At 54.7% G+C, this 20,927-nt stretch carries 17 protein-coding genes; 11 read left to right on the top strand and 6 right to left on the bottom strand.

Annotated elements, in window-relative coordinates:
* Nucleotide 1: 1 nt before the first annotated feature.
* On the bottom strand, nucleotides 2-3,049 hold the full coding sequence (gene fdnG / locus JT31_RS06985; protein WP_144244035.1) for a formate dehydrogenase-N subunit alpha: 3,048 nt from the start codon (nucleotides 3,047-3,049) through the stop codon (nucleotides 2-4).
* 234 nt (nucleotides 3,050-3,283) lie between these two features.
* The gene (locus JT31_RS06975; protein ID WP_038474967.1) at nucleotides 3,284-3,535 is read right to left on the bottom strand and encodes a DUF1158 family protein; all 252 of its coding nucleotides are present in this window, start codon (nucleotides 3,533-3,535) and stop codon (nucleotides 3,284-3,286) included.
* A 488-nt stretch (nucleotides 3,536-4,023) separates the two neighbouring features.
* On the opposite strand from JT31_RS06975, the gene parM reads away from it, so the two are divergent.
* Together parM and JT31_RS06965 are read left to right on the top strand one after the other, a co-directional pair.
* Nucleotides 4,024-5,073: a plasmid segregation protein ParM domain-containing protein gene (gene parM, locus JT31_RS06970; protein WP_038474964.1), complete on the top strand. Its 1,050-nt coding sequence runs from the start codon at nucleotides 4,024-4,026 to the stop codon at nucleotides 5,071-5,073.
* Nucleotides 5,066-5,707, top strand: coding sequence for a hypothetical protein (locus JT31_RS06965; protein ID WP_038474962.1), 642 nt, complete (start codon nucleotides 5,066-5,068; stop codon nucleotides 5,705-5,707). Before parM ends, JT31_RS06965 begins: the two co-directional genes overlap by 8 nt.
* 44 nt (nucleotides 5,708-5,751) lie before the next feature.
* On the opposite strand, the gene JT31_RS06960 is transcribed toward JT31_RS06965, so the two are convergent.
* Together JT31_RS06960 and JT31_RS06955 are read right to left on the bottom strand one after the other, a co-directional pair.
* Nucleotides 5,752-6,474, bottom strand: a complete 723-nt coding sequence (locus JT31_RS06960) for a dienelactone hydrolase family protein (RefSeq protein WP_038474960.1) — start codon at nucleotides 6,472-6,474, stop codon at nucleotides 5,752-5,754.
* A 253-nt stretch (nucleotides 6,475-6,727) separates the two neighbouring features.
* Nucleotides 6,728-7,657: a LysR substrate-binding domain-containing protein gene (locus tag JT31_RS06955; RefSeq protein ID WP_038474958.1), complete on the bottom strand. Its 930-nt coding sequence runs from the start codon at nucleotides 7,655-7,657 to the stop codon at nucleotides 6,728-6,730.
* A gap of 178 nt (nucleotides 7,658-7,835) precedes the next feature.
* Between JT31_RS06955 and JT31_RS06950 the strand changes: the two genes are divergently transcribed.
* Nucleotides 7,836-8,441, top strand: coding sequence for an ankyrin repeat domain-containing protein (locus tag JT31_RS06950; RefSeq protein ID WP_038474956.1), 606 nt, complete (start codon nucleotides 7,836-7,838; stop codon nucleotides 8,439-8,441).
* A gap of 48 nt (nucleotides 8,442-8,489) precedes the next feature.
* Nucleotides 8,490-9,875, top strand: coding sequence for an amidohydrolase family protein (locus JT31_RS06945; RefSeq protein WP_038474954.1), 1,386 nt, complete (start codon nucleotides 8,490-8,492; stop codon nucleotides 9,873-9,875).
* Between the two features lie 44 nt (nucleotides 9,876-9,919).
* Here the strand turns inward: JT31_RS06945 and uspG are convergent, their stop codons facing one another.
* Together uspG and JT31_RS06935 are read right to left on the bottom strand one after the other, a co-directional pair.
* Entirely contained in the window at nucleotides 9,920-10,351 is a 432-nt protein-coding gene (gene uspG, locus JT31_RS06940; RefSeq protein WP_038474952.1) for a universal stress protein UspG, read from the bottom strand.
* A 452-nt stretch (nucleotides 10,352-10,803) separates the two neighbouring features.
* Nucleotides 10,804-11,577 (bottom strand): SDR family NAD(P)-dependent oxidoreductase, encoded by a 774-nt coding sequence (locus JT31_RS06935; RefSeq protein WP_038474950.1) that lies wholly within the window; start codon nucleotides 11,575-11,577, stop codon nucleotides 10,804-10,806.
* Between the two features lie 164 nt (nucleotides 11,578-11,741).
* On the opposite strand from JT31_RS06935, the gene JT31_RS06930 reads away from it, so the two are divergent.
* The 7 genes from JT31_RS06930 (at nucleotide 11,742) to JT31_RS06900 (ending at nucleotide 20,746) form a co-directional block, all read left to right on the top strand.
* Nucleotides 11,742-12,650, top strand: coding sequence for a LysR substrate-binding domain-containing protein (locus tag JT31_RS06930; protein ID WP_038474948.1), 909 nt, complete (start codon nucleotides 11,742-11,744; stop codon nucleotides 12,648-12,650).
* Nucleotides 12,650-13,942 (top strand): DUF445 domain-containing protein, encoded by a 1,293-nt coding sequence (locus JT31_RS06925; protein WP_038474946.1) that lies wholly within the window; start codon nucleotides 12,650-12,652, stop codon nucleotides 13,940-13,942. The genes JT31_RS06930 and JT31_RS06925 overlap by 1 nt, the downstream gene beginning before the upstream one ends.
* Nucleotides 13,943-14,012: 70 nt before the next feature.
* Entirely contained in the window at nucleotides 14,013-14,354 is a 342-nt protein-coding gene (locus JT31_RS06920) for a DUF1294 domain-containing protein (RefSeq protein ID WP_038474944.1), read from the top strand.
* A gap of 166 nt (nucleotides 14,355-14,520) precedes the next feature.
* Nucleotides 14,521-15,504 (top strand): transcriptional regulator EbgR, encoded by a 984-nt coding sequence (ebgR, locus tag JT31_RS06915; protein ID WP_038474942.1) that lies wholly within the window; start codon nucleotides 14,521-14,523, stop codon nucleotides 15,502-15,504.
* 176 nt (nucleotides 15,505-15,680) lie between these two features.
* The gene (gene ebgA / locus JT31_RS06910; RefSeq protein WP_038474939.1) at nucleotides 15,681-18,773 is read left to right on the top strand and encodes a beta-galactosidase subunit alpha; all 3,093 of its coding nucleotides are present in this window, start codon (nucleotides 15,681-15,683) and stop codon (nucleotides 18,771-18,773) included.
* Nucleotides 18,770-19,219, top strand: a complete 450-nt coding sequence (locus JT31_RS06905) for a beta-galactosidase subunit beta (protein WP_038474937.1) — start codon at nucleotides 18,770-18,772, stop codon at nucleotides 19,217-19,219. The genes ebgA and JT31_RS06905 overlap by 4 nt, the downstream gene beginning before the upstream one ends.
* Nucleotides 19,220-19,312: 93 nt before the next feature.
* Entirely contained in the window at nucleotides 19,313-20,746 is a 1,434-nt protein-coding gene (locus tag JT31_RS06900; protein ID WP_038474935.1) for an amino acid permease, read from the top strand.
* Nucleotides 20,747-20,927 lie beyond the last annotated feature (181 nt).

The raw sequence follows: 20,927 nt of genomic DNA, 5'->3' as shown, positions 1-20,927 counted from the left end.
CTTACGCCTTCTCAATGTTGACCAGAAACGCCTTGTATTCCGGCGTTTGCGAGTTGGCGTCGCCTATCGACGGCGTCAGGGTATTGGCGAGATAGCCCTTGCGTGCCGCCCCTTCAAAGCCCCAGTGCAGCGGAATACCGACGGTTTCGATTTCCTGGCCGCCCGCGTGCAGGGTTTGCAGGCGCGGCGTCACCACGGCCACGGCTTTAATAAAGCCGCGTTTGCTGCTGACTTTCACCCAGTCGCCGTGCGCAATGCCTTTGGCCTTCGCCAGCCCTTCGCTTATTTCAACGAACTGCTCCGGCTGCACGATGGCGTTAAGCCGCGCGTGCTTGGTCCAGGTGTGGAAGTGCTCGGTCAGGCGATAAGTCGTGCCGACATACGGGAACTGCTGCCTGCGGCCCATGCGCTTCGCGTCCGCCTCGTACAGGCGTGCCGCCGGGTTGGAAACCACGTTCGGGTGCAGCGGGTTGGTGCCCAGCGGCGTTTCGAACGGCTCGTAGTGCTCCGGGAACGGTCCTTCGGCCAGCTTGTCGAGTGCGAACAAGCGCCCCAGGCCTTCCTGCTGCATGATGAACGGCCCCACGCCGCTGTCCGGGGCGGCGGTGCTGAAGTCTGGAATATCGTTCCCGACCCATTTCGTACCGTTCCACTGGATCAGCATGCGCTTCGCGTCCCACGGTTTCCCCTGCAGGTCTGCCGAGGCGCGGTTGTACAGCACGCGGCGGTTCATCGGCCACGCCCACGCCCAGCCCAGCGTATTGCCCAGCCCGGACGGATCCGCGTTGTCGCGGTTCGCCATCTGGTTGCCTTTGCTGGTCCAGCTCCCGGCGTAAATCCAGCAGCCCGAGGCGGTAGAGCCGTCGTCACGCAGCAGCGCGAAGGAGTCCAGCAGCTGGCCTTTTTTCGCCTGCAGGTTGCCGTTGGCGTCAAACAAATCTTCCAGCGCGTAGCCGTTGCTCTCTTTGGCGATCTCTTCGGACTCGGGATGAGCCGGCTGGTGGTAGTCCCAGCGCATTTTCATCAGCGGCTCAACGCCTTTGCCGCCTTCGGCCTGGTACATCTGGCGCAGGCGGTGGTAAAGCCCGGCAAGAATTTCGCCGTCGTTAAGCGCTTCGCCCGGTGCATCTGCGCCTTTCCAGTGCCACTGCAGCCAGCGGCCGGAGTTGGCGATGGAACCGTCTTCTTCTGCAAAGCAAGTGGACGGCAGGCGGAACACTTCGGTCTGGATCTTCGTCGGGTCGACGTCGTTCATCTCGCCGTGGTTCTGCCAGAAGTTGGAGGTTTCCGTCACCAGCGGATCGATAACCACCATGTACTTCAGCTTGCTCAGGCTGGCGACAACCTTGTTTTTATCCGGGAACGAGGCGACGGGGTTAAAGCCCTGGCACAGGTAGCCGGTCACGAGATTGCGATCCATCATGTCGAAGTACTTCAGCACGTCGTAGGCCTGATCCCACTTCGGCAGCCAGTCAAAGCCCCAGCCGTTTTCCTTCTGCGCTTCGTCGCCGTAAAACGCTTTCATCAGGCTGACGAAGAACTTCGGATAGTTACTCCAGTAGTTAACCTGGCCCGGCAGCGTGGCTTTTGGCGTGTTGGTTGCGAGGTAGTCCTCGAGCGTGGTTTGCTTCTCGGACGGCAAAGACAGGTAGCCTGGCAGGCTGGTGGACAGCAGGCCGAGGTCGGTCAGACCCTGAATGTTGGAGTGACCACGCAGCGCGTTGACGCCGCCGCCCGCCATGCCCATGTTACCCAGCAGCAGCTGGATCATCGCCATGGTGCGGATGTTCTGCGCGCCCACGGTGTGCTGAGTCCAGCCCAGCGCGTACAGGAACGTGGTGGTGCGGTCCACCGCGCTGGTTGAGGCCAGCACTTCGCACACTTTCAGGAAGTCCGCCTGCGGCGTGCCGCAGATATGCTCGACGACATCCGGCGTGTAGCGTGCAACGTGCTCTTTGAGCAGGTTCCACACGCAGCGTGGGTCGGTCAGCGTGTCGTCACGCTTCGCAAAGCCGTTTTCGTCGAACTGGTAGTTCCAGCTGGTTTTGTCGTACTGGCGTTTTTCTTCGTCGTAGCCGCTGAACAGGCCGTCGTCAAAGCTAAAGTCTTCGCGTACCAGCAGGGCCGCATTGGTGTAGTGTTTGACGTATTCTGCGTTGATTTTGTTGTTAGAAATCAGGTACAGAATGACGCCCGACAGGAAGGTAATGTCGGTGCCGGAGCGGATTGGCGCGTAGATATCCGCCACCGAGGCGGTGCGGGTAAAGCGCGGGTCGACCACAATCAGCGTGGCGTCGTTGTTGTTTTTGGCTTCCATCGCCCAGCGGAAACCGACCGGGTGGGCTTCAGCGGCGTTGCCGCCCATCACCATCACCACGTTGGCGTTTTTGATATCAACCCAGTGGTTGGTCATCGCACCGCGACCAAATGTTGGAGCAAGACTTGCTACCGTTGGTCCGTGTCAGACGCGCGCCTGGTTATCTACCGCCAGCATGCCCAGCGAGCGGGCAAACTTCTGGGTCAACATGCCGGTTTCGTTGCTGGCCGCCGAAGCGCAAAGCATGCCGGTGGAAAGCCAGCGGTTGACCGTCACATCCTGCTCATTCTTCTCAATGAAGTTCGCATCACGGTCATCTTTCATCAGGCGGGCGATGCGAGAGAACGCGTCTTCCCAGCTGATGCGCTGCCATTTATCGGAACCTGGGGCGCGGTATTCCGGGTAGCGAAGGCGGCTATCGCTGTGAATATAGTCGAGCAGCCCTGCGCCTTTCGGGCACAGAGCGCCGCGGTTTACCGGGTGGTCCGGGTCCCCTTCGATATGGAAAATGCTGGATTTGGCATTTTTCGAGCCGTCTCCGAGGCTATACATTAATAATCCACAGCCAACAGAACAGTAAGTACAGCTATTGCGGGTTTCTTTCGCGCGCAGCAGCTTGTAGTTGCGCGTCTCCGCCAGCGCGGCTTTTGGGGCAAAGCCCAGCACCGCCGCCGTTGTACCTGCCATTCCGCCGGCGCAGATTTTGAAAAACTTCCTGCGACTGACGTTCATCGTCACCTCATTGTTACGACGTTTTTTGTGCGGGCGAAAATAGCAGCTATAGCCATTCAGATATTGCGTGAAATCAACTCGATAAACATTGGGTAGACGATTACCCCTTTAGTGTTAGCGGTTATTGGGCCGAAATAATACCTGCGTGTATCAGGCAAATAGAGAGGGAGGAGTAGGGGAATGGTATTTTGAGCGGTGCCGTTTATTCAGAAAACGGCACCTTAACTTTCGGGTTCAGATGCGGGTAATCGAGAACCAACGGCGCCAGATAAAACGTAGCAGGTAATACTCGACAGTGCCCAGCACAAGGAACCAGATACAAAACAGGATAACGTAGAGCTGGCTGAGATCGACGAGGTGGAAGGTGTCGATGAGCTTTTGCGCCAGCGTCAGCGTTAACGCCGGAGCCGGCAGCAGCAGGCACGAAAGAAAGGCCAGCAGCAAAATGCCGCCCGCGCTCAATAGCGCTTGATGTGGATGGTTCATGACGTTGTTAGCCTGAAGTTAAAAAGCTATTGTCCGGGAAACGGCAGTCGGGTGCAAATGAACATGCCGGCAGCTAACGGGGGCAAAGGTTCGTTTATCAGACTATGTATTGAAATATGAAATTTAGTCGTGGGGAAATAAAACTTCCGCATGCGGAATAATATATTCTTTTAACATGGAATGTTTATTTCCATTTCGTTTTTGGTATTGCGGGTGATTTATATTTTAGAAGTTGATGTGTTTGTTTTATTCGTCTGTTTTTATTGGTTTTTATTTCTTTTTATGGTGCGTTTATTATTTTCGTGTTGTGTTTTTATTCAGCCAAAAGCCTTTTTAAGGTATCATTGTTGTATGTTTAGTGAAGCTGTTTTCATTTGTTATAAATAAGTAATTATATTGCCTTTCTGCCTTCGCTTATTTACACGTTTAATATCGATGCGGCTGATTTACTAATCAGGCTGCTCAATTTATAGATTGAGAAACTCCACATGTCCCACGCTCGTATGAAATTCGCCATTGATGATGGCTCCACCAACGTAAAAATCAGCTGGATTGAGAACGGTATTCTCAAGACGGTGGTGTCCCCGAATTCGTTCCGTAAAGACTGGAAAAGTGCGGCCCTGCTGCGCGGGCAGAAAGTGTTTAACTACACTATCGGCACCACCAAATACACCTACGATGCCACTTCTGACAAGGCGCTCTCCACCACGCACATTGACTATCAATATGACGATTTAAACCTGCTGGCCGTGCACCATGCGCTGCTGCAAACCGGGCTCGAGGCCTGCGATGTCGAGGTGGTCGTTACGCTGCCGATTACGCAGTTTTATAACCCGGACGACTGCCAGCGCAACGAAGAGCGCATTGAGGCTAAGCGTCAGAACCTGATGCGCGAGATCTCGTTGAATAAAGGAGAGCTGTTTAACATCGTCGGCGTGGAAGTGATGCCGGAAAGCCTGCCAGCCGCGCTGTCTCACCTGCTGGACTCTGACGCCAGCGAGTTTACCAAATCTCTGGTCATCGACTGCGGTGGAACGACGCTGGATATGGGGGTGATTGTCGGTGAATTTGACGACGTTTCGGCTATTTACGGCAACAACGAAATCGGCGTGGCGATGGTCACGGATGCAACCCGCAAGGCGCTGGCTGCGGCAGACAGCGACTCAAGCTATCTGGTGGCAAACGAGCTGATCAAACGTCGCGACGACATGGCGTTTGTGAAAAGCGTGGTGAACGATGAAAGCCGCATTGCCGATATTTTGCAGCGCATTGAGATAAAAATCTCCGAACTGGGCGATCAGGTCGCCTATGAAGCGAAGAAGTTTGCCAAAAATCCAAACCGCGTTTACCTGGTTGGCGGCGGCGCGCCGCTGATTGAGTCCGCCATCCGCGAAGCTTATTCCACGTTGGGTGAAAGGGTGGTGATGATTGATAAGCCGCAAAGCGCGCTTTCCCGGGAAATCTGCCTCTACCATTCTGACTCCGGCGCGGACGCCGTTGAAGAACCGGTGCTGCTTGAGGTAGAGGAAAATGCATAACAGCCGGACGAAGCGGGTTAACTTCTCGCTTCATCTTCGCCCGGATGATTCGCAGGCCGACCAGCGCGCTTTTTCTGAGTTACGGCAATGGCATGAAGGGCTAAAGCAGAGCGGGCGATCGCGCGAAGATATGGCCATGGAGATGCGTGGGTTCCATCGTCACGTCTATCTGGCAGGCCTTCAGCTTCAGCGGCTGAGCCCCCGAGCGTGCGGGCACATTGCCGAATCTATCGGCAGGGACTCGCTAACCTTGCCGGAACTGATGGACGAGCTAAGCGCCGGTGGGCTTTTACCTGAAGGGACTCCGACCCGGGCAGCCGCGAGCGAGCATTTTTCTGAGCAACAGTTAGAGCAGTTACAGCTGCTGCTGGAAACAGTGAAGCCCGCTCCGGCGAAAAAAACCTCTCGTGCTGAGAAGGACAATGCGGCAGAGCTTGCCCGTTTGCGGGAAGAAATCGAAAAAATGAATCACCTGCTGGAGCAGCAAAATAGCCAGTTGCAGCAGCTGCGGCGCGGTGAGCCAGGCGCTGCGCCAGTGGAAGCCTCTCGTGGAGGCAGCGAAGAGGTGGTATTAAGCGAAGTGGCGGCTTCGGCAGAAAAAATGAAAAAGATTCGCCAGAAAGGCATTTTCTGAAGCCGGGAAGGTGAAGCGGCCTCTGCGCACAGAGGCCATGAGCATCAGTTAAAAACGTCGCCCAGCAGGCCGTACATCTTCGCGAAAGCGCGTTTTGTCACTTCCGGATGGTACTTCGCCACGCCTTCAACATTGGCGCCAGGATCGGTGAACGAGTGAACTGCTCCGGCGTAGCTAACCAGCTGCCAGTCTACCGACGCAGCGTTCATCTCGCTGACGAACCCGGCGAGCTGCTCGCGCGGCACGAGCGGATCTTCCGCGCCGTCCAGCACCAGAAGAGAAGCTTTGATCTCGCCCGCTGCGTGGGTTTTCAGGGTATCCAGCGTGCCGTGGAAAGAGACGGCCGCTTTGATATCCGCTCCGCTTCTTGCCAGCTCCAGCGCACAGTGCCCGCCGAAACAGAAGCCCGCAACCGCCAGCTTGCTGCCGTCGACAGCCGCCGTTTTCTGTGCGGCCAGCGCTTGCAGCGCGGCCTGCATGCGGCCCACTTCTGCTGGCGTATCTTTAACTTCCATCATCAGGGCACCGGCTTCATCGGCGTTGGTCGGGCGCTTGCCCTGGCCGTAAAGATCGGCGACCAGCACAACGTATCCCTGCGCGGCAATCCCTTTTGCCTGTTCAACCGCACCGGCGCTCACGCCCATCCAGTTTGGGGCGATCAGAATGCCCGGGAGCGCAGCGCTGTGGTTTGCCTGATAGACCAGCGCGCCTTCAAAGGTTTGCTTATCGACCTGGTAAGTGACAGGTGTTGAAATAATTTCTGACATCAGGATTAACCCCTAAATAAATTTTATAGGTTTGCAGGTGAGCGTAATTAATTCCACATCGGTCAGTTGTTAGCAATTTATTAAATTTTCAAACGCATGAATTGCTATTTTATTTAATTAAAAAAGCGTTTATTTGTTAGCGATAAATACTTTTTGTGAATAATTGTGATTTTTATTTTTACGCTCTTAGCGATTATTAAACTGCGCTAATAAAAGCGCAGTTATCCCTGATTGCGAGATGCTGAAAGGCGGGTTAGTCCTGGTGCATCAAGTCCTGATATAGCCCGGCCAGCACGCCGCCGGGCTGAAATTGCTGTTTGATCCAGCGGGTCACCTGGCCCGTCGCCGCGTGCTGGGTGGCTAGCAACATGCGTGAATTCTGGCGCGGGTTGTGCACCTGGCGGGTGACTAACTGGCCGCTTTCTACCGCGCTGCGCACCATGTAATCCGGTAGAAAGCCGATGCCTTCGCCCAGGATCTGGCACTGGCATTTGGTGTTGAAGTCCGGCACTACAATCGCTTCCTGGCCGTGGAGCAGCCAGCCCACTTTTTTATTGATGGTGGAGGCGGTGTCCTCGACCATGATGTTCGGATACAGCCTGAGCTGGCTTTCGGGGATAGGTTCCTGCACCACCGCCAGCGGATGATCGGGCGCCACGGCGAACGCCCAGCGGATGACGCCAATCTCCGTGTAGTCAATGCCGCCGCCGCCCAGCAGGGCATCCGGCGCGCCAATCGCCACGTTAACCTGGTTGTTGAGCATCGCGTCCCAAACGCCGTTGTACACCTCGGTGGTGATGGCTATCTGGCAGCCGGGGAACTGCTGTTTGAGGATTTGTAACAGGCTGGCGGTATGCTGAGGCGTGTAGAGAAGGTGGTTTATGCAGATCCTGACTTTGGCTTCGATCCCCTGCGAAATCGTGTCAATTCCCCGTCGGATCCCTTGAAAATCGTTCAATAAATCGCTGGCTTTGCGGTAGAGATAGACCCCGGATTCGGTCAGCTCAATGCTGCGGGTATTACGGATAAAAAGCGTCACGTCGAGCCAGGTCTCCATGCGCTTAATGGTGTAGCTGATCGCGGAGGTGGTCACGCCCAGCTCTTCGGCCGCGCGGCTAAAGCTGCCGTAGCGGGCGGCGCAGGTAAAAGCCTGCAAATTCTCTTCGGTAAAGATGGAATTCATTTCGTGCTCCCTTTTCACGGCGCGCAATACGGGGATTCTGACACATTTTCGAGGGATTATTAAAATGCATTCAACAATAGCGGCATCAGCGATGAATCTTTTTTAAGCGGATGTTTTTCCCGCCAGGGCGTTGTTATTCTCGAATTTCAGCAATAACCGCGAACGACAGGAGGACACTATGTCTGAAAAAGAGCTGGTTACCGGGTTTCTGACGGCGGCCCTGGAAGGGGAAGCCGCAACGCTTAAGGCATGTCTGGAACGTGGCGTGGACATTAACGTGACCAACCGCCAGGGAAGAACGGCGATCACCCTCGCCAGCCTGAGCCAAAAATATGACTGCGTGGCGCTGTTGATTGACGCAGGCGCGGACATTAATCAGCAGGATGAAACCTGTTTCAACCCTTTCCTGATTAGCTGCCTGAATAACGATCTCAAACTGTTACGCCTGCTGTTACCCGCCAGGCCGGACCTGACTCGCTTAACCCGTTTTGGCGGCGTAGGTATTACGCCTGCCAGCGAAAAAGGCCACGTTGAGATTGTGCGTGAGCTGCTGGAACACACCGGGATCAACGTCAACCACACCAATTTCCTCGGCTGGACACCGTTGCTTGAGGCCATCGTGCTGAACGACGGCGGTAAAAAGCAGCAAGAGATCGTTTCTCTGCTGCTGGAAAACGGCGCTAATCCGCACATGACGGATAAGTACGGCAAAACGCCGCTGGAGCTGGCCGAAGAAAAAGGCTACCGCGAAATTGCTCAATTATTGAGAGACGCGGGCGCATAGCCGCCGTAAACCTCACCTCTATTAATCTCTCTGGGTAGAAAAATAAAAATGACTGAAATTGAAAAAAGCCGTCGTGATTTTATCAGCGGAGGCGGCAAGGTCGCCGCCGCCTGTGCGCTGTTTGGGGCAGCCGGAACCGTGGCCTGGGCCGCAAAAACACCTGCAAATGTTAGCGAGAGCGGCAGCCAGATGAAGACCCTCAGTGAAAAACACTATTACCTGGACAACGTGCTGCTGGAAACAGGGTTTAACTACGAGGGCGAAACCGCCGTCAGCACCCGCACCGAACTGCACACGCTCGAAATCAAAGACGGCAAAATTGCGGCACTGCGCGCCAATAAATCTCACCCGGACGGTTCTCTGCACGCTTACGATGCTGGCGGCAAACTGCTGCTCCCGGCCATGCGCGATATGCACATTCACCTGGACAAAACGTTCTACGGCGGCCCGTGGCAGGTGCATAACCGCCCGGAAGGCACCACCATCATGGATATGATTGCCTACGAGCGTAAAATTCTGCCTGAGCTGCAGCCGTACACCCGCGAACGTGCCGGCAAGCTTATCGATCTTATCCAGTCCAAAGGTTCAACCATTGCCCGCAGCCACTGCAACATCGAGCCGGTTTCCGGCCTGAAAAACCTTGAAAACCTGCAGGCGGTGCTGGAGCAGAGAAAGTCCGGGCTGAGCTGCGAAATCGTGGCGTTTCCGCAGCATGGCCTGCTGCTGTCGAAATCTGAACCGCTGATGCGCGAAGCGATGCAGGCCGGGGCACACTACGTCGGCGGCCTGGATCCAACCAACGTTGACGGCGCGATGGAGAAGTCGCTCGACACCATGTTCCAGATTGCGCTTGATTACGACAAAGGCGTGGATATCCACCTGCATGAAACCAGCCCGGCGGGCGTCGCGGCGGTGAATTACATGGTGGAAACGGTGGAGAAAACCCCGCAGCTTAAAGGCAAACTGACCATCAGCCACGGCTTTGCGCTGGCGACCTTAACCCCGCAGCAGGTGGATGACATTGCCACGCGTATGGCGGCCCAGCAGATTAGCATTGCCTCCACCGTGCCTATCGGCACGTTGCATATGCCGCTCAAGCAGCTACAGCAAAAGGGCGTGCTGGTGATGACCGGTACCGACAGCGTGATTGACCACTGGTCGCCTTACGGGCTGGGCGACATGCTGGAAAAAGCCAACCTTTATGCCCAGCTTTACGTTCGCCCGAGCGAGCTGAGCCTGTCGCGTTCGCTGGCCATTGCCACCGGCAATATTTTGCCGCTGGACGACAAAGGCAAGCAGGTGTGGCCGAAGGCAGAGGATGAGGCGAGCTTCATGCTGGTGGATGCATCCTGTTCGGCAGAAGCCGTGGCGCGTATTTCTCCGCGAACCGCGACCTTCCATCAGGGGAATTTAGTCTGGGGAAGCGTTATTTAACTCGAACTAAAATAGCCTGCATAAGCAGGCTATTTATTTACTCTCTATCTGACAACGAAGACCGGGAAGCGGGCGTGGCGAATAATGCTGGAGGCGTTAGAGCCCAGCAGATGAGTAGAAATAGACGGATTCTTCGAACCGACAATAATCACATCCGCGTGAATTTCCTGCGCGACCTCGTTAACCTCATCCCGCACCGAACCGTAGCGGATCTCCAGCACCACGCGTTCTTTCGGCAGCGAGAAGTGCCCGCGTAATTCTTCCATCTTTTCTTCGGCGTTTTTCTTCAGATATTCGTCGAATTTGCGGATGTCAGAGGAAAAACCGTGGGTATTAAACAGCGGGGATTTAGGCAGAACGTACAGAAGGTGGATAGTGCCCTCAGACTCCTTCGCCAGATATTCGGCATGGCGAATGGCTTTGTCCGTGAGCTCCATTTCATAAACATCCACCGGCATTAAGATGGTTTTATACATCGTTAATCTCCTTTTGGTTACGTTTCATTTATCCTGGCACTAACGATGTTTTTTCGCCGTGATCTGACGGGGAAATAAGGCATTTTGCTATTCCGTATGGGGATAGAACATAGCTGCTTGTTTTCCCCGCAAGGGGGAAGGGCTATTTGAATCTTTATGCTGGAATGGATATGTCCCGTTCACTTCCAGTACATTTTTATATGTAGCCACTGAATCAGTCCTGGGTCGGCTGAGATGCGTTCCCGACGCTCTCAGCCTCCGGCCGTTCCCGACGGCCGGACCCTGGCCAGTCGGAGAGAAAACGGAGGCGATTTAAGCCGGAACCGAGCCTCGCTTCTTATTTTTACCCTCACCCTCTCCCTGGAAGGGAGAGGGGATAAACAATGTTTCCCATAGCTTTTGTTTTCTCCCTCGCCCCTTTGGGGAGAGGGCGGGGTGAGGGGCTGTCGTGCCTAGTTGCGGCCTGCCATCACGCCGCCGTCCACGTCCCACAGCGCGCCGGTGACCCAGGTGGTGCTGTCAGACAGCAGGAAGTTGACCACTTCTGCGACGTCGCGCGGGGTGCCGACGCGACCAATTGGGTGGAAGCTGTCGAAGCTGCCCATCACGCCCGCCACATCCTCTTTAGGAATAAAGCCTTCATAAATTGGCGTATGCACTACGGCCGGGGAAATCGCGTTCACGCGGATGCCGTGTGAACCCAGTTCAATAGCAAGGTTTTTCGTCAGCGCATGCAAACCGGCTTTCGCCATGGAGTAGGCGGAAGAAGGCGTGGCGCCGATAGCCTGCTGTGCCCACATGGAACCGATGTTGACGATAGAGCCTTTAATCCCTGCTGCGACCATGTTTTTCACCACTTCGCGAGTGATAAAGAAGGTTGCGCGGTTAATGCTCATGTACATGTCGTAATCCGCTTCTTCATGTTCGGTAAAGGCTTTCGGGAAGAAAACCCCGGCGGCGTTCACCAGCAGGCTGATGTCGCGGTGCCCGGCGTTAATCACCTCCATCACTTTGTGCATCCCTTCGCGGCTCATCAGGTCCGCGACGATGACGGACACTTCGCCCAGGGCAGATAGCGCCTGACGTGCCTGCTCGGCTTTCTCGACGCGGTTGCCGACCAGCACAACTTTCCCGCCGTTTTCCAGCACCTGACGGGCGCTTTCCAGGCCCATACCGCTGGTGCCGCCAACAACTAAAAGTTTCTTACCTGCGAATGATGTAGACATGATGACCTCGTTTCTTTTGGCTTAATAAGAGGAAGCAGCCTGCTGTGGGCCTCCGGAATGGCGACAGAATGCCAAACCCATTTGGGCCTGACGAAGCATAAGAACTTGCATATCGAGAAAGAAAAACTATCTTGTCGGTATGTCGTCTTTTGCGAAGAGAAAACATGAGATCGCTAAATCGCCTGAAATGGCTCCACGCCTTTGAAGCCACCGCACGTCACGGCAGTTTTACCGGGGCAGCGCAAGAGCTGGGCGTAACCCCCGCCGCCGTCGGGCAGCTTGTTCGTTCGCTGGAAGAGTGGGTCGGCCATCCGCTGCTGCACCGCACGAGGAGCGGGAAAGAAAGGCTGACTTTGGTTGATGAGGCGAGAGACGCGCTGCAGGATATCACCGCCGGCCTGGACGGCCTCGAGCAGGGTCTGAATAAGCTGCGTGGCGCCAGGGCGAGAGCCGTGGTGGTGATCACGGCTTCGCAGGTGTTGATGATGAACTGGCTGATGGAGCGCCTGAATCGCTTTTCCGAGCAGCACGACAGCATCGACCTGCGTCTGAACGTCACCGAAAAACTCACCGACGTGCTGCACGGTGAAGCCGATTTAGGCATTCGCTGTGGCCCCGGCAACTGGCCTGGTTTGCAGTCGACCTGGCTGATGGATGAAGAGGCGGTAATCGTCTGCAGCCCGCAACTGCTCAACGGCGTGACCGAGGCCGACTGGCTTTCGAAGCAGAAGCTTATCTACGACGATACGCCGCACCCTGGCGCTAACTTCCCGGACTGGGAAACAATTTCTCAGCACGTTGGCGTAGCGTTCTGCGAGCAAAACGGACTGCATATTAACTCCACGTCGGCGGTGATCCTCGCGGCGTTAAGCGGCCGTGGCGTGGCGGTGGTGCGCAAAGCGCTGGTGCAGCAGCCGATCGATCTTGGGCAGCTGCGTCAGCTTTTCCCGCAGCACAAATGGCCGCTGACCTGGGCCTATTTTATCGTTCGCTCTGAGCGGTCCAGCCGCCGCCCGGAGGTCACGCTGTTCCATGACTGGCTGGTGGCAGAGACGGGCGCTACGCTTAAATGATGGAAAAACTCACCGAATTAAAGCGTGCAAAACGGCTGGCGCTCTCGCTGTTGCTGATTGCCGCCGCGACGTTTGTCGCCACCTTATTCCTGCCGCCAAGCTTCTGGGTTAGCGGCCTGAAAGCTATTTCTGAAGCGGCGATGGTTGGCGCGCTGGCGGACTGGTTTGCGGTTGTGGCGCTGTTTCGCCGCGTCCCGATCCCGTTTATCTCCCGGCATACGGCCATTATTCCGCGTAATAAAGACCGAATCGGCGAGAACCTCGGCAAGTTCGTGCAGGAGAAGTTTCTCGATACCCAGTCGCTGATTGACCTTATTCGCCGCCACGAACCGGCGCAGATGATGGGCAACTGGTTTCGCCAGCCGGACAATGCGCAGCGGGTAGGGCAGCATTTGCTCAAGGTCATGGAGGCGTTTTTATCGCTGACGGACGACGCACGCATTCAGGGGCTGATTCGCCGCGCGGTGCATAAGGCGATAGATAAAGTCGACCTCAGCTACTCCAGCGCGCTGCTGCTGGAAAGCCTGACCAAAAACAACCGGCATCAGGCCTTGCTCGACTCGGTGATTGCTCAGTTGCTGGCGCTGCTGGAGAAACCGGCCAGCCGGGAGTTTATTGCCCGCCAAATCGTCCACTGGCTGGAAACCGAGCACCCGGTTAAGGCGAAGGTATTGCCCACCGAATGGCTGGGAGAGCAAAGCGCGGAGCTGGTGTCCGATGCCGTTAACTCCCTGCTGGATGACGTCAGCCAGGACAAAACGCACCAGATTCGCCGCGCCTTTGATAGCGCGGTTCAACGGCTTATCGACAATCTAAAAAATGACCCGGAAATGGCCGCCAAAGCGGAAACGATCAAAAGTTACCTGAAGGAGGATGAGAAGTTTAACCTTTACCTCGGCGAGCTTTGGAACGACCTGCGCGGCTGGCTGAAAACTGACATCGCCAGCGAAGATTCCCGGCTGCAAAAGCGCATTGCCGAAGCGGGGCAGTGGCTGGGCGAAACGCTGATGGCCGATGCCTCGCTCCGGGCTTCGCTGAATGAGCATCTTGAGCAGGCGGCACGGCACGTAGCGCCGGACTTCTCTGCGTTCCTTACCCGCCACATTAGCGACACGGTGAAAAGCTGGGATGCAAAAGATATGTCGCGGCAGATTGAGCTGAACATCGGCAAAGATCTGCAGTTTATCCGCATTAACGGCACGCTGGTGGGCGGCTCGGTTGGCCTTGTATTGTATTTGCTTTCGCAGCTGTCGGGCGTGATTGAGCCGCTGTTATCCGGACATCCAAATTAACTGGCAGAGCCATGTGAAATTTTAGGTATAATTACGTTTTATTTTCAATGACCTATTGCTGCGATATCCTATGATCCTTAACCATTTCTGCTATTTTCTTCTGGTGCTCGCCGCGGTGGGCAGCGCTTTGATGCCTCACTCTTTGGTTATGTGGTTTGGGCTGGTGAATGTGCTCACGCTGCTGGTTTACGGCGGTGACAAACTGGCTGCGGTAAAGGCCTGGCGGCGCGTGCCGGAGGCAACATTGCTTATCTTTGGTCTGGTAGGTGGCTGGCCCGGGGCGATTCTGGCCCAAAAAAGTTTTCGCCATAAAACACATAAACAGCCGTTCAGAAAATGGTTTTTTATTACGGTGCTCGTAAACGTCATTGTCATTATTGCCGTGGTATATAAATTTTATTTATCCCGTTAACGAAAATTTTATATGGCATAGATAAAAGGCTGACGCCCGTATTTATTTATCTTGTTCCCTCATCGTAGTGGCTAAAAAATCGCTAATTTTACTAAAAACAGATGCATGTCCCCAGGCTTGCTTTACACTATGGGCAAACAAAGAGCTTTGTCCGGTAGGGAAAAAGATGGCGACATTGAAAGACATTGCGGTTGAGGCGGGCGTTTCACTGGCGACGGTGTCGCGGGTGTTGAATGACGACCCAGGCCTGAACGTGAAAGAAGAAACCAAGCGGCGGATACTCGAAATAGCGGAAAAGCTGGAATATAAAAACAGCAGTTCGCGCAGAATGTTGGCCAATCCCGTAGGCCAGCATCATTTTTTGGCGCTCTACAGCTATCAGCAAGATCTGGAAATTAACGATCCTTACTACCTGGCTATTCGCCATGGGATTGAAACGCAATGTGAAAAATTAGGGATCGAATTAACGAATTGTTATCTCGGGCATGCCCTGCCAGAGCTAAAAAAGGTGACCGGCGTGTTGGTGGTTGGCCAGCCCTCTGATGGGACCCGTGAAACCCTTCGCGCGATGACAGATAACCTCTGTTTCATCGATTTTCACGAGCCAGGCGGCCAGTACGATGCCGTAGACATTGATCTGGTAAGGATTGCCAAAGAGGTTATTGATTTCTTTATTGCCCAGGGCGTGTCGCGTATTGGGTTCATTGGTGGTCAGGATCGGCCAGGAAAAGCGGATATTCGTGAGATAGCCTTCGCCGAATATGGCCGCCTGAAGGGCGTAGTGTCCGAGAACGACATCTGGCGCGGCGGTTTCTCAAGCTCATCGGGTTACGAACTGGCAAAGACGATGCTGGCCCAGGGCGATTATCCCTCTGCGCTGTTTGTGGCGTCAGACTCCATCGCGATTGGCGTTTTACGAGCCATCCATGAACGTGGGCTGAAGATACCGGGCGACATTTCGCTGATCAGCGTGAACGATATCCCAACCGCACGTTTTACCTTCCCACCGCTTTCCACGGTGCGTATCCATTCCGAAATGATGGGCAGCCAGGGCGTTAATCTGTTGGTTGAAAAAGCCCGTGATGGCCGTGCTCTGCCGCTCAATGTGTTTGTTCCCAGCGTCCTCAAACTGCGCGGTACCACGCGCTAGCTTCCCCTGGCGCCGGAGAACAACCGTTTTCCGGCGGTATCCCTGACCTGCTGATACACCCCTGTCCCGAATGCTCATTTTGTGATCGAGTTAAAGCAAATCGTCTCTGCTTATTTTATTTAGTAAAAGTTTTACTAAAATAAAACGCAATTATTTAGTGCGTACAGGGAGGCGAGATGAATCGCTGGGAAAATCTTCAACTTACTCATGAAAACAGGCTGCCGCCGCGCGCCTATTTCTTCGCTTATGATTCGCTGGCGAAAGCGCGTTCGTTTGTGCGTGAAAACAGTAATCATTTCTTATCCCTCAGCGGGCAGTGGAACTTCCGGTTCTTTACCAATCCATTGTTGGTTCCTGAAGCGTTTACCGCTGAGATGATTGAAGGCTGGGGCTCAATTACCGTGCCGGGAATGTGGCAGATGGAAGGCCACGGCCAGTTGCAGTACACCGATGAAGGTTTTCCGTTCCCGATTGACGTGCCGTTTGTGCCAACCGACAACCCGACTGGCGCGTACCAGCGTGTGTTTACCCTCGGTGATAATTGGCAGGGTAAACAAACGATTATCAAATTTGATGGCGTAGAAACCTATTTTGAAGTCTACGTTAACGGCCAGTATATCGGGTTCAGTAAAGGGAGCCGCCTGACGGCCGAATTTGATATCAGTGCGGCGGTGAAAACTGGCGACAATCTGTTGGCCGTTCGCGTCATGCAATGGGCGGACTCGACCTACATTGAAGATCAGGATATGTGGTGGACGGCGGGGATTTTCCGTGACGTGTACCTGTTAGGGAAACATCCGCTGCATGTGCAGGACTTCACGCTGCGGACTGATTTTAGCGATGACTATCGCGATGCGACACTTGCCTGCCAGTTGATGCTGGAGAACCTCGCGACCCCAGCCGCCGGGACCACGCTGGAATACACCCTGTTCGATGGCGACACTGCGCTTTATCACGGGGTGAAAGAGCATTTAACGGTTGATCGGCAGCTTAATACCGATTTTTCGATTGAGGTAAAAGCCCCTCAGCAGTGGTCGGCAGAAAATCCATATCTGTATCACCTGGTGCTGACGCTGAAAAACGCCGCAGGTGAAATTCTTGAAATCATCCCGCAGCGCGTTGGCTTCCGCGATATTAAAGTGCGCGACGGCCTGTTTTACGTCAACAACCACTATTTGATGCTGCACGGCGTCAACCGCCACGACAACGACCACCTGAAAGGCCGCGCCGTGGGGATGGATCGCGTCGAAAAAGACCTGCAGCTGATGAAGCAGTACAACATCAACTCAGTGCGTACCGCCCACTACCCGAACGATCCGCGTTTTTACGAACTGTGTGATATTTATGGCCTGTTCGTGATGGCAGAAACGGACGTGGAATCACACGGTTTCGCCAACGTCGGAAACCTGAGCCGTATCACCGACGACCCGGAGTGGGAACACATCTACGTCGAGCGCATCGTGCGTCACGTTCATGCGCAGAAAAACCACCCGTCAATCATCATCTGGTCGCTGGGGAATGAATCCGGCTACGGCTGCAATATTCGTGCGATGTACCGCGCCTGCAAAGCGTTGGACGATACGCGCCTTGTTCATTATGAAGAGGATCGTGATGCAGAGGTCGTGGATATTATTTCGACCATGTATACCCGTGTGCCGCTGATGAACGAGTTTGGGGAATATCCGCATGCTAAGCCGCGCATTATCTGTGAATACGCCCATGCAATGGGGAACGGCCCTGGCGGCCTGACCGAATATCAAAATGTCTTTTATCAACACGACAGCATTCAGGGCCACTACGTCTGGGAGTGGTGCGATCACGGTATTCAGGCCAGCGATGAAAACGGCACGGTATTCTACAAGTACGGCGGCGACTACGGCGACTACCCGAACAACTACAATTTCTGCCTCGATGGGCTGATCTTCTCCGACCAAACGCCGGGGCCAGGGCTACAGGAATACAAACAGGTCATTGCGCCGGTAAAAGTCCGGGTCGAAGATCTTCAGCGCGGCATTCTGCGTATTGAGAACAAACTGTGGTTCTCTAGTCTGGACGATTACACCCTGAACGTGGAGATCCGTGCCGAGGGCGAAACACTCTCCAGCCAGCGTTTGAAAGTGGAAGGGCTGGCCGCCAACAGCGCCCGCGAGGTCAGCATTGCGCTGCCGAAGCTTGATGAGCGTGAAACCTTTATCAATATCAGCGTGACCAAAGACTCCCGCACCCTGTACAGCGAGGCTAATCACGCCATTGCGGTATATCAGTTCCCGCTAAAAGCGCAGACGGCGGCAAAAACGCCGTGGATAAATACCAGCGCCACGGCGCTGCAGGTTGCCGACGAACGCTTGAGCTACCGCATTATTGGGCACAACTTCCACGTCGTGTTCTCGAAGGTGAGCGGCAAGCTGACCGAGTGGCAGGTGAATGGGGTTAATCAGGTCACCCGTGAGCCGAAAATCAACTTCTTCAAGCCGATGATTGATAACCATAAGCAGGAGTTTGAAGGGCTGTGGGAATCCGCGCACCTGCCGATTATGCAGGAGCATTTACGCGAGTTTAACGCTGAAATGCACGGCGACACGGCGGTTATCTCTACCCGAACGATTGTTGCACCGCCGGTATTCGACTTTGGTATGCGCTGCACCTATCGCTGGCAGATTACCCCCCAGGGGCATATCAACGTTGAGCTGCAGGGCGAGCGCTACGGTGATTATCCCCATATCGTGCCGTGCATCGGCTTTATGATGGGGATCAACGGCGAGTTTGAGCAGGTTGATTACTACGGCCGTGGCCCCGGCGAGAACTACGCCGACAGCCAGCAAAGCAACATCATCGATCTTTGGCGCACCACCGTTGATGACATGTTCGTCAACTATCCCTTCCCGCAGAACAACGGCAACCGCCAGCATGTGCGCTGGGCGTCGTTTACCGACCGTCACGGTAGCGGCCTGCTGGTGGTGCCACGCCAACCCATCAACATTAGTGCCTGGCACTACACCGCTGAAAACCTGCACGCCGCGCAGCACTGCAATGAGCTGCAGCGCAGCGACGACATCACGCTAAACATTGACGCTCAACTGCTCGGACTCGGCTCCAACTCGTGGGGGAGCGAAGTACTGGATAGCTGGCGCGTGTGGCTTAAACCTTTCAATTACGGTTTTACGTTGCTGCCGCTGGAAGGCGGGCGCAGCACCTCGCAGGCGCTGTCGCATCATAACTTCGGCGCTGATTTCTTTTCTCCTGTTTCACATAGCGAGGCTGAACAATGAGAGTTCTCGATAATTTAGAAGAGTTTAAGCAGGTCTATCACAGCGGCCGGAAGTGGCAGCGCTGCGTGGAAGCCATCAATAACATCGACAATATTCGCCCCGGCGTGGCCCATTCGATCGGTGACTCGCTCTCTTATCGGGTAAGCACCGAGAGCTGTACTGACGCGCTGTTTGCGGGGAGTCGTCGTTATTTCGACGTGCATTACTACCTTCAGGGGCGGCAAAAAATTGAGTTCGCACCGAAAGAGCAGCTGCGAACGGTGGCCTGCTACCGGGACGAAACCGATCGGGAATACCTGAAAGGCGTCGGTGAAATCGTGACGGTAAACGAGGGGCAGATGGTTATCTGCGACACCGAAGAGGCTTACCGCTTTATCAGCGATGAATGGGTAAAAAAAGTGATCCTCAGAGTCACTATTGAAGACGGCTATTTTCTTAATAAATAACGCTAGTTACGGTGCGCACCAAGGCCAGCGGCACGCCCCGCTGGCCTTCCCTGTACTTCCCCATAACGGGGGATGTGAATTTTCGGAGGACGTATGTCCACATCAATTCGGGCAAAAATAGGCAAGTTCGCCCTGCTGTCGATGGCATTTACGGCGGTCTTTAACGTACGAAATATCGTCAATAACAATATCGAGTTAGGGCTGAGTTCAGCGCCGATTTTCTTATTCGCGACGGTGGTTTACTTCATTCCCTTTGTCTTTATCATCGCCGAATTTGTCTCGGCGAATAAAAATTCTGAATCAGGCATGTACGCCTGGCTGAAGCAGCCGCTGGGGACTCGCGCGGCCTATCTGGGCTCATTCCTGTACTGGTTTGTGAATCTGTTCTTCTTCCTCTCATTACTGCCGAACGTCGTGGCCTATGCCTCCTACGCCATTATGGGGTACTCAATACCGTTCTCGCCGATGGTGACGTCGCTGATTTCGATTGTGCTGTTTGCGATGGCAACCCATATCTCGACCAAGGGCGCGACGTGGCTGGGGAAAATTTCTGAATGCGTGGCCTACGGCGTCTTTGCGCTGTTTGCTATCTACGTGGTCGGGGCTTTCACGGCTTTGGGCAGCGGGCACGTACCGGCGCAGCCGATTACGCTGGCGGCAATGACGCCGACCATCAACTGGGCAACGCTTGGCATCATGTGCTGGATTTTCCAGGCGGCGGGCGGGGCAGAAACCGTTGCGGCTTACCTGAATGATACAAAAGGCGGGCAGAAATCCTTCATCAAAGTGATCATTACCGCCGGGGTGCTGATCGGCGGCATGTACGCCCTGGGCTCGCTATTAGTGAACGTTTTTGTCGCACGAGAAGATCTCACTTACGCGGCGGGGATGGTGGAAATCTTCACCGGTCTTGGCGCGTACTTCCATATTCCTGAAGCACTAATGGGGCGTTTTGTCGGCATTATTCTGTTTATCGCCATCTTCGGCAGCATGATGATGTGGACGGCGGCCCCGGTCAAAATTCACTTCTCGGAAATCCCGGAAGGGATTTATGGCAAGAAAACCACCGAACTGAATGCACACGGCGTGCCGGTGCGTGCGGCGTGGTGGCAGTTTGTTTTTGTGCTGCTGATGCTTATTGTTAACGGCTTCGGCTCCGCCAGCGTCCAACAGATGATGAATACCGCCATCAACCTGACGGCGGGGACGGCGATGTTGCCGCCAATATTTATTATGGCGGCCTATTTTGTCTTCCGTTGGAAGCACGATGACACCCCGCGTGATTTCCGCATGGGGTCAAAAGCGGTTGGGATGAGCGTCGTTTCTATGCTGATGATTATTTTTGTGGTCAGCATGGCCGCCTCTGCGTTCCCGCCGGGTGTGGATCTGGTTAACGCCTTCTTTATTAACGTCTTTATGACCGCAGTGTTCTCCGGGCTTGCCTGGTGGTGGATCACCCGTTTTGAAAATAAACAGAAGAAACGTCTGGTAACCTCGCCTCGGGCGGTGCCAAAAGCAGTGAAATAATATCCGCATCGTCGCCAGCCCTCCCTCGGCTGGCGCATCTCCTCCTTTTCATCGCTGCATACCTCACACTATTTTCGTGATCGGGTTAAAGCAACCAGACTTTTACTCTTTGTTTTACTAAATTTTTTACTAAAATATACGTTAGTGGTTAACGCCCTCTATCCTACAAACAACGCAGACC

This window comes from Cedecea neteri (genome assembly GCF_000757825.1).
Classification (GTDB): domain Bacteria; phylum Pseudomonadota; class Gammaproteobacteria; order Enterobacterales; family Enterobacteriaceae; genus Cedecea; species Cedecea selenatireducens.
This window is presented reverse-complemented; position numbering and strand designations above follow the sequence as displayed.